This is a genomic window from Collinsella sp. AM17-1, assembly GCF_003470665.1.
Classification (GTDB): domain Bacteria; phylum Actinomycetota; class Coriobacteriia; order Coriobacteriales; family Coriobacteriaceae; genus Collinsella.
In genome coordinates this window covers 1-10,206 of record NZ_QRJZ01000002.1, presented here as the reverse complement: position 1 = coordinate 10,206, position 10,206 = coordinate 1, and the positions used below count along the sequence as shown (strand labels likewise).

Sequence of the window (10,206 nt, the reverse complement as noted above, 5' to 3'; positions counted from 1 at the left end):
CTTTAAGGCTGTTTTAAGAACTTTTTTAGAGGATGTGGGGACATCGAGAGTGCTAAATGAGCACCCAATCCGGAAGTACGGTGAAAAACCGAGAACGGTCGACCAGACCCCTGTTTTAGACATCCGAGACCTGCGGTTTTGTTGCCTGAAATCGGGCTATGCTCGGCGAGTTTCGATTTTTCTCCGCACTTCTCCTACGCACCGGATTTGCAATCGCGCATCACAATCCGCCAATCGCCCTAACCGGAAAGCCAATCCACAGACTCGACTAGCCAGCCAGATACGGCCCGATTACATCGAAAATTTCGCCCACCTTAGTTGCAGGGTTTTGCGCAGATGGCTTAACGTTACCCAGCCCCCTATGGTATGTGACGAGGCGCCCAACACGCTGCAATGCCTCGCCTCGTTTGCCGTCCACCACCTCGAACAGCCCGTCCAAGTTCTTGCGGTACTCGATGCCCAGGTCTCTCGACATCTCCTGCGCGAGGGCATGCTGGCAGTCGGACGCGGACATATGCGCGGTCGTGTAGCAAAAGTGCAGAAGCAGCCACAGCTCGAAGCAGGGGTTCGACCACAACGCATGGAAGGTCCTCGAACCATCGGAGAGCTCGTCGCATTTGCGCTCCATCGCGTCAAAATCGGACGCAGGAAAGTCATCCTTGTCATACACGAGCCACACATGGTCGAATGTCTCGGGCGCATAGCGGCAGTGTTCGACGGCGAAGTCAAGTAGGTCAAGCGTGTGTTTGCCGGTCCCCTTAACGACAATGGCAACCTTACGCTCGTTCGCCGCGCCCAACGCCGCACGCACACCCTCAAAGTAGCGAGGCTCGGTCTCCTTGCCCTCGCTCACTACAAGATGACGCGTCATCTGAACCATGCGCGAGCGGCCCTCTCGCTTGCCGCTACGCCAGTCCTTCGACTTCTTCGCCACCATGCTAATCCCACTCCTCGATGCGGGTGAGATACGGATCGGCGCCGTAGCGACCGGACAGGTATTGCTTGTCAAAAGCCGCGTTCTTGCTTACCAGATTACCGTTTGCCTCGTGGATGTCGGCGAGAGACCACAGTTGGCTCGCCTCCCCCTCGCCGCGCGCAGCGAACCATATCTCGTCACGGCGGAACACATCGTTTCGCATGGTTGACACATCCTGGGACGAGAAGATGAGCTGCGCGCCACTCTTGTTGACCCCAGGATCCTTAAACAGCAGAATCACATAGCGAAGAAGCTTCGGGTGCAGTTTGGCGTCGAGCTCGTCTACCACAACGGTGCCACCACGCTCAAGCGCTGTCATCAGATACGCAGCCAACCCCATGAGCTTCTGGGTTCCGGCAGATTCCTCGGATAAACGCAGCTCGTACGCCTTGCCGCCCACCTCGTGCCTCACGAAGACGCGCTGGCCGCGCCACTCCGGCGCCCTCTCCACTCTGAAGCCATCAATACGTACATCAACGGCGCGCAAAAAACGCGTGACCTCGGGTGAGTCATCCTCATCGAGCAATTGTTCGAGCATCTGCTCCAGATAGGAGCTGTTATAGTTCAGGAACACCCCGTCAAGAAACCAGCTGGCAGCCTCCTTGACCACCGGCGCGTCAAAGTTGATGCAGAGAAACGACAGGTACGGCAGCCTCGGGTTGAATCTCGCGGCCGTCACGAGCTTACGCAGTGTGGGACCGAGTTCAACCTCTGCGCCCTCACGCTCGAACAGCAGCGCCGTGCGTGACGCTCCCAATTTTCGCCGCCACAGGCCTTCGGACACGATCTCGTCCGCATGCACGGACAGGGCATAGCGGTACTCGTGCTCACCCGCGCGATAGTAGAGCTCGAATTCGGTGGGCTCAGCAGCCGACACTTCATCGAACTCAAACGCAGAGCAACGTGGTATCGAAGGACGGTTACCCTCTGGCGCATCAGTGCTGGCAGACAGCAATCTGATCGGCCTGGCCACCGCCGAACGAATGTAGTCAAGCGCCTCGAGCAGGTTAGACTTGCCGCCAGCGTTAGGTCCGTACACCGCAGCCACCGGAAGAAAACTCTGCCCGTCAGGGCACTCTATGAGGGAGCGCTCGAACTCCCTCATCGATGCTGCCTGCATGGAAAGCTCGGTCTCGTCGCGATAGGATCTATAGTTCCTGAAGGTGAACTGGCAAAGCATGGTACTCAACATTCTTTTCATTGTTTTAAAAGGTATATCAGAGTTTTTCTTTGATTATAGACTTTAAGTAAGCTAAATCAAGTGCTTTCTACACCAATGACAGCAGGCGCAAGGTGCAAACCGTCCATACTCGACCATCCAATTGCCGGAATGGCGTTTAGCTAGCCCGTCGCGCATTACATGCATGAAAAAAGGGCAACACTCTCTAACAGAAAGCGTCACCCTTAAAGCTCCCAAAAAGCTTTTGTATTTAGCTATATTCTATACACCTCAATGAAGTGAAGCACCATTCCGCACAACCTCGTTTTCAAAACGCCCAAATATGCGTTCCAATGCGAATATCGAATCATCGGATCGCAACTGGTCGAGTGGTGCCTAAAACCCGACGAGTACAGACCTGGCTGCAAAATCGAAGAGTATGGTCATGTAGAGCTGGATTAATCAGGCCATCGGGCTTATTAATAATATTATTAAATCAGTCCATAATCGTCATTAACTGGGTGAGGCAATTGACAGAAAGCAGACCAAAATATGAGTATTGGCTACCCAATACCGACAACATAAAGTCCTGCCGTGTTGCCCAAGTCAACTCCGTTGTTATTATCGGACCAAATGGGTCCGGTAAATCAAAGCTCGGCGCTTGGATAGAGCAACAAGATTTCGAAAAGGTCCATCGAATTACAGCACAACGCGATATCAATTTTTCCGAGAGAGTCCCTTTAAAAAGCTTTGCGGAAGCAGAAGATAAAGTTTTTTACGGCGGCTCCCAGAAGAACAAACAAGTTCGATGGGGATGGGGTGAAAGCTACACAACAAAGCTACTCGACGATTTTGACGATGTTTTAGCAGCCCTCATCGCACAAGTAAATCTTGAAAACCAGCGGTTTATTGATGAATGCAGGTATGCAGAGTCTATTTCTGCAGAAAGGCCCCCTCTACCGAAAACAGCACTAGATAAGCTTAAAGTAATTTGGGATGAAGTCTTTCCTCAAAGAAAGATCGAGCAGGAAGACGCGGCCTTCTACGCGTACTCCCAAAGTAAAACGGATCGCTACAGCGCAACGCAAATGAGTGACGGCGAGCGTTCAGTGCTATATCTTGCCGCACAAGTTCTTTGTGTCCCAAACGACAAAATAATCATCATGGATGAGCCTGAGGTTCATTTGCACCCATCGCTTATGGCACGACTCTGGACTTCCCTAGAGCAGTCGCGCCCAGACTGCCTCTTTATCTACATAACCCACGATGTTAATTTTGCTTCAACACACCGAAGCTCGGATATCATCTGGGTTAAGAATTTCGATGGCACCAAATGGGAATTAGAAACGCTTCCCGATAGCGACCTTCCAAAGGAGCTCTTAATAGAGCTCCTTGGCAACCGGAAAGAGGTCCTATTCGTTGAAGGAACCGAAGGAAGTTACGACAAGCGGATCTATTCCGCACTCTTTCCCGATTGTTATGTAGTCCCTTCCGGCGAATGCGAGCAGGTCATCAATAATGTGAAGGCATATAATCGCACCTCAAGCCTTCATGCCATAAAGGCCCGGGGCATCATAGACAGAGACTTTAAAACCGAGAAACAGCTCAACGCCCTTAAGGAAAAGGGGATCTTCCACCTCAAGGTCGCAGAAGTTGAAAATCTCTTTCTCACCAAAGAAGCGGTGCAGATTCTATCTCAACGTTTCGGTGCTGATGCAGATAAGACCTTTTCCAGCATTAAGACATATGTAAGTGAAAGGTTCAGCAAACAAGCAAAGAAGCAGACATCGGAAGCGCTTGTAGCAGGCGTAAAGGAAGTGCTTTCCGGAATAACTATTTCGGATAATGAGCAGTTGACTGCGGATGGCATAGCATCCTTAATTGATATTGCGAGCATAGAAAAGAACGTTAACGACAGATATCAACAGGCCATTGAAGACCATGATTACAATGAGATTCTCGGGCTATTTAACGACAAGTCTCTTGCAACAAGCGTTGGGCGTTACTTTGGTATTGATAACAAAATCTATGTCGATCGTGCAATTTCCTTGTTGGAAGGCGACCTGAGAGACGAACTTTCCGAAGCCCTAAGGCACTATATTTCGCACTGAACGGCCTCTTCACACCCAGCGAGCTCCGGCCAGGCCACTGACCGGAGCTCGCGCCAACAACAGGCACGCTCCATACCGCCACAAATCACACCTCCCCGTCCATGACCGTCAAGCTTACAGGCTCAATGCCCGGAAGAGACGTTAGACAAGAGGGACAGGCAACCTGATAGTTCCCGTAACTTGTTCTGCGCTGCATAGAAGCGGAGACATATACCGCTTTGCGGGCGCGAGTGACGCCGACGTAAAGCAGGCCCGTTTCCTCAATAAGCCCATCTGGCATTTTCTTCGCATCCACGATCCGACATCCATGCGCAGAACGCGAGCACATACCAGCACTTTCGCACCGAGAGCAAATCACTCCAGGCCAATCAAAACGCGTAACGCCCGGAATGAAAACAGTGTCCCACTCGAGCCCTTAGCGGAGTGAATGGTCATCATCGAGATATCTACATCAAGGTAATCGGAGAAACGCCGCGGGGAGCCCTCGGAAAAGATGCTCACGATATAGTCGAAACGCTCAGACGGGCCCATCGCGACGCAGTCATTTGTAAGGTGTTTCCGCTTGCTTTCTGCATACTGACCGCAGAAAGGCTTCGCTGTGAAGTATTTAGCGAGCGGTAGCACTACGGAGCTGGCCTCTAGCTACAAAAAGGCACCGCGATCGGTTTCGGCACCGGCGCCCAGCGCAATATTGACAGTGCCGTTATATGATATTCAGCCTCAACAACCCAGTAAAAGACACGCTATTCCCCGCGGCTGTGAGCCCATGACACTAATCATGCTGAAGTATCTTGTACTCCTCAACTGCATAGGCAGACCGCCAGCAACAAATCGGCACCGGAGTCCACATCGGCTCCGGTGCCGTAGTGGAATAACAGCGGTTCCACGTTGCAATTAGAAACGGACTTTCTTACTCAACGTAAACAAATGACTGAGGAGCATGGGTCAGATCGGGATTGTATTCAGACAGTAAAAGCGGGTTATCGAAAAGCCTGACGTTTCCGAGCTCAATAGCACAGGCTTGCTCAAGCCCAGAAAAATAAGAAAAGAAAAACTGTTCAGTAATTCCTGAGTCTTTATGAGTTTCTTCCCATAACGCGGACGGAGTATCTTTGAGAACCTTTTCAACTTCGACTTCAGCAACAACGCGACCGACTGGAAGCGTCTCATAAATTACGATCGCTTCAACATCGTCGCGGGCAAACACACGACGCCGGTATTCATATTTTTTTTCACCAGATAAAATCCGCTTAACAAACTCGGATTTAATCGACAATAAAGCTTTCATCAGCATTCCCCAACGCCATTATTCCATCCATGTCATCTTGAGATATACGCTCGCAAACAAGACGCTCGGTATCAATAAACCCGCAATCCAACAATTGCTTGCGGTTAGGATAACGCTTCAATGGGAAGTTGAACAGGAGGCATACCAACCAAGGATAGCTTCTCGTTTGCCAAAAGCGCCTCAATTCTTCTGTTGTGAAAACCGTTTTACCGCGAACCTTCTTAAGGAAATCCGTCTCATCCCTGAAAAAATTAAGATTGACAACTTTAACAACCGTGCACACAGATGTCACAACTGAACGATAATAAGCCGAGCCTTTACCATCTGAAGTACGATATATAACAACTTTATCGCCTACCGCCATATCCGCGGCATTCTGCGAACCGGAAAGGTATATCTTCTCAATCGAGTTCAGGCAACTTTCATCAATAATGGGCTGACCATATTCACTTGTTAAATGAACATCCCCGAATAAATCCTTATGATATTCAGGGCGTATAGACAATATCCAGCAGTTACCCACAGAACGACTTACGAACGGATAACGAATGAAAGCGTTATCATCAGAACAAGAACGGGTCTTGTACAGAACCGTCTCTTGATCTTTGGATCCCCAATAACTAAAACCATATTTGTATAACAACTTAGCCAGCGAAGAGGTGTTCTCGTTTTCATGCATAGTGACGTAAACGAAATCCAACCCAGATCTGGCAAAGTCGCGTAAAGATATTGCAAGCAGGCGCTTTCCAATTCCCGTATGATGATCGAAATCTACCTTGAATGTTCCGATCTTCAAGCGAGGAAAGTCCATCCGAGGAATTACGCCCTCTTCAAGACCACTTTCTTCTTTAAGATAAAGCATCGCAATCAGATTGCTGCACGAATCGAATGCAAAAAAGCGTACTCTCCACCTAGCGCTTTCCTGTTAAACCATTCATCAAAACCAGCATAAGAGCATCTGAGGCTATCGAAAAAGGAGTCGTCCAGGTTTACTTCCGAAAACGGTAGCGGTTGGATGTAATCGTCTTGAACCATAGTCTCAACCAATCCCTAGTGCATCATTGATATCAACGGGTCTTTGAAGTTTGGCAACCCACAAAACTTCAGGCCCCCCAACCGAAACGGGAGGAAACAAGTCATAGAAGGTTTCTACATTAACCCCGGAACGTTCAATAGTCCGTTGATCGGCACCTCGGTCAACACACTCAACGTCACCAACAATAAAAGATCCGAGGAATGCGCCTGTCTCGCTATCCAAGTAGCATATAACATCGACTCCCTCTAACGAAGAGTCTCTGATTTCATATTCTTTCATGCCATTGCGAATCAAATTGAAAATAGATGGTCGAATTTTCAGCGTGGCTACCGTGCTCTTCGTCATGACAATCCAATCATATATAGGACGACCTATTCGGCGATCGCAAAAACTAAACGAATCAGAACTTCGCTCAGAAGGTTTAATAGAAAGAGGATAGCAAGGTAAAAAAGCAAAGTAAGAAAAGTGATACGTTTCCGCGAAAACTCTAGCTGTAACGAAGTATTGCTGTCAGATATGAGCCACTGATATACAAACATATCGCAGCTTTTTGAGTGCGGGATGGTAATGCCGCCTTTCAACCGGGGCTGATATTTTTCCCAAGCGATATTCTCCAACGGCCTCACCCTATAAGGCGTAAGAAAGGAATTTATCTCCCATTGCCGCGGGGCAATTACTGCAATATGCGTTTCGCCGATGTCGGTTTTCGATTCAACAAGCCTACGAACAACTGAACTCGGAAGACCTCTAACCTGATTGACGGCAACTGAGCTCATGGTACGAAAAGGAACGATAGGTCCTGTTATTACCTCTCTCATATCAGCAGGACCAGATAGCAAGCCATCAAGCGAAACGAATGGCAATCGTATTCTAAAGTACAAAGATGTGTAGTCGCGAGGAAGGACCGAGGGATCGTAACGAAACAAAAGCAAGGATCCTCCCTCCAGATTATCGACAACCAAGCTGTCGTTATGCGAAATAGGAAGGATCAATAATGAATTACCACAGTCATCCGTAACAATCGTTCGGTCAAAACGGCATTTAGTTTCACAATCCTGATTAAATAAAACCTGAACGAATCCGTTATCACGAAACGAGGAAGTAAGGTCTACGACATCGTTCTTTTCAATCTCGAAAGGGAAGAAAATGAAAAACCCCGAGATATCATCCTTGTGAGGGATTTGAATACCAAAATCTATTTCAGAGGAATGTCTGACATCGGCCCATACATTGATTGACAAATCAATGTGCACCGCCGCATTACCGTCGTTTAGAATTCCAACGGCGAAGCTATCATACTTACGCTGTGCCAAGCCAATCTCCCCTACGCTAATCTATATAAACCCGATTCAAGTTTAACCTTCGATATGCGCCAACCAAAGCAACGACGTGCACATTCATGACGATCACTCATGGAGAATTGCATCTCGCCGTCACTCCCTCCTTCTTCTAACACAGCATATGTATCGCATGTTCCACAAGATAGTCCTGGCACCACAGTAGAAGGGATTAGCCGACGCAGAGGACAAGTCCGTCTTGTCTTCGCAGTAGAGAATGTCGTCTGAATCAGGAGAGTATTGCCAAACCGCTTCCGCGACGTCTGGCTCCGAAAATCTCTAACGGAAGTATCCGCCTCCGGCTAGGACAAGCGAAAGCTCGTCAATAATTTAACGCTTTCGGCCTGCACCAAATCTTCGGGACATAGCCAGCCAAGTGGCGACTAAAGCTCAAAGACAAGAACAACCCTGGACGAATAATTGAAGAATTCGACCACACAGGGTTAGACGTAGGTAGCATCCTCGAGACTTTTCTTGGAAGGTTCCGACGTCGGGTATCGAAGAAGTGCAGACAGCCTCGTATTGGAGCTTCCTAGGTACGCATAGACAATCGAGCACGCGCCACAACGTCACCGGGCAGCCAAACACCCTCCCCAACATTCCCCAGAAAGTTCGCTGATGTTGACTGGTGTTCCCGTAAAATAAACCCAACAAAATATTTGCGGAGTGCTGGCCTGGAGCTGCCTTCGGACCCTATTGGCTGCTCACCGAGAGGCTCCGCTATGAAACGACCCCTTTACTACCTGCTTTGCGCGATCGCGTGCACGTCCATGGTCAGCGCGACGATGCCCATGGCGGCCATCGCAGAAGCCATGCAGCCTCGGGCAACAGCCGAGCAGCAGGCGCAAGCCGACGCCACGAGTAGCGACACAGGCAAGGCTGAAGACGGCACAAGCTCAAATGCGACAACAGATACCGTAGAGGACAGCACCGCAACATCTACCGGCACCAGCGCAGTCAACACGGAAAGCGCTGACGGCACCGCCACCGCCAACACCGCAAACCCCACGGCCACCACCGCCACACCCGGCACCCCCACCCCATCCCTCCGCGCCCAAACCAACGGCACGCCCGCCGCAATCTCCACCACGTCACAAACCACCTACGCCCACTCCGCCACGGCAAGCCAAAACGGCGTCACCTTCACCGTCTCGTGGAACGACGCCCCCGCGGGCACCGCGACGATCTTCCACGTAACCCAAACCAACGGCTCGTCCCAGGCCAAGGCGCGCATGGACGTGCCCACCTACTGGGACGGCGGCAGCCATGAAAGCGTCTGCGACCCGTCGCGCCCGGCATGGTCCAGCTACTACAGCCTGGGCTCCACGGGCCACGACTTTACCTTTGACTTCACGGCATCGGGCACGTACCGCATCTACTTCTACTTTATGGACAACGACAGAAACGACCCCCAAAACGACAAGGGGATCTACTACCTGCGCACCACGGCAGAGGTGACCGTAAACGACGCCGTCCGCCCAAGCGTCACGCAGATCGTCAACGACGCCGTGGCCCAGTGCAGGCAAGAGACAAACGGCTCGGAATACGACATGGCGCTATGGCTCCACGACTGGACGCTCGACCAGCTGGAGTACGACCACAGCCTCAACTGGTGCTCGGCCGAAAGCGGCCTCACGCGCCACCAGGGCACCTGCGAGAGCTACCAGCGCATCTACTCCAAGCTCCTTGACGCCGCGGGCATCGCCAACGGCCGCATCACCGGCAACGGCCACACCTGGAACGCCGTAAAGATCGACGGCAAATGGTGCCAGATGGACCCAACCTGGGACGACACCAGCGACAACTGGTACGGCGACCTGGATCAGCGCCATCTGTACTTTGGCCTGACCGACGAGCTCATGGCAATCGCTCACTCCGACCACACGGCTAACTACCAGAAGAACGACTACGCCTACCGCTCGACCGACCTTTCCAACAATTACTTTGCGCGAAACGGCAAAGCCGATGAATGGGCAGAGAAGTATGCTGAGCGCATTCAGCAGCACTTGGATGCCAAGGAAGAGAGCTTTTCTATCGATGCCGACAATCAGTCTATCCCGCCTAGTATTTCGGGGATTCAGAATGGGATTGTTGCGTACGCGATAAGCCTGAAGGGATGGAAGACTGGTAGCGCCAAAGTTGAACTAACGGCGGAATCTAACGTCTCAAAAGAATCAAACAGCAAATGGAGCGCTAAGTACGAGCTGAATGCTGAATACAAAACAGCAGCATTGGGAAGGATGATTGACGACGGCCCCTACCGCCTCGCGACCGCCCTCGACGACCGGATGGCCGTGTC

Annotated in this window: 8 protein-coding genes and 1 pseudogene; 2 read left to right on the top strand and 7 right to left on the bottom strand. The window is 50.8% G+C overall.

What is annotated here, in order from left to right:
• Nucleotides 1-268: 268 nt before the first annotated feature.
• Together DW195_RS01375 and DW195_RS01370 are read right to left on the bottom strand one after the other, a co-directional pair.
• A complete protein-coding gene (locus DW195_RS01375) occupies nucleotides 269-937 on the bottom strand; it encodes an RloB family protein (RefSeq protein WP_118205553.1) in 669 nt (222 codons plus the stop codon).
• Nucleotide 938: 1 nt separating this feature from the next.
• Nucleotides 939-2,156, bottom strand: a complete 1,218-nt coding sequence (locus DW195_RS01370; protein ID WP_233540789.1) for an ATP/GTP-binding protein — start codon at nucleotides 2,154-2,156, stop codon at nucleotides 939-941.
• 509 nt (nucleotides 2,157-2,665) lie between these two features.
• Between DW195_RS01370 and DW195_RS01365 the strand changes: the two genes are divergently transcribed.
• Nucleotides 2,666-4,246, top strand: coding sequence for a DUF4435 domain-containing protein (locus DW195_RS01365; RefSeq protein WP_158567872.1), 1,581 nt, complete (start codon nucleotides 2,666-2,668; stop codon nucleotides 4,244-4,246).
• Between the two features lie 85 nt (nucleotides 4,247-4,331).
• On the opposite strand, the pseudogene DW195_RS10720 reads toward DW195_RS01365, so the two are convergent.
• From DW195_RS10720 to DW195_RS01350, 5 genes and pseudogenes are all read right to left on the bottom strand, one after another.
• Nucleotides 4,332-4,649 (bottom strand): annotated as a pseudogene (locus DW195_RS10720) (3'-5' exonuclease); the annotation flags it as partial.
• A gap of 507 nt (nucleotides 4,650-5,156) precedes the next feature.
• Nucleotides 5,157-5,540, bottom strand: a complete 384-nt coding sequence (locus DW195_RS01355) for an ASCH domain-containing protein (RefSeq protein ID WP_199576268.1) — start codon at nucleotides 5,538-5,540, stop codon at nucleotides 5,157-5,159.
• The gene (locus tag DW195_RS10310; RefSeq protein WP_158567871.1) at nucleotides 5,512-6,330 is read right to left on the bottom strand and encodes a hypothetical protein; all 819 of its coding nucleotides are present in this window, start codon (nucleotides 6,328-6,330) and stop codon (nucleotides 5,512-5,514) included. Before DW195_RS10310 ends, DW195_RS01355 begins: the two co-directional genes overlap by 29 nt.
• 243 nt (nucleotides 6,331-6,573) lie before the next feature.
• Nucleotides 6,574-6,915, bottom strand: a complete 342-nt coding sequence (locus DW195_RS10305; RefSeq protein ID WP_147356471.1) for a hypothetical protein — start codon at nucleotides 6,913-6,915, stop codon at nucleotides 6,574-6,576.
• Nucleotides 6,916-6,941: 26 nt separating this feature from the next.
• Nucleotides 6,942-7,883 (bottom strand): hypothetical protein, encoded by a 942-nt coding sequence (locus tag DW195_RS01350; protein WP_118205545.1) that lies wholly within the window; start codon nucleotides 7,881-7,883, stop codon nucleotides 6,942-6,944.
• A gap of 746 nt (nucleotides 7,884-8,629) precedes the next feature.
• Here DW195_RS01350 and DW195_RS01345 point away from each other — a divergent pair.
• Nucleotides 8,630-10,206: transglutaminase domain-containing protein (locus DW195_RS01345; protein ID WP_147356470.1), on the top strand; the 1,577-nt coding region annotated here is incomplete at its 3' end.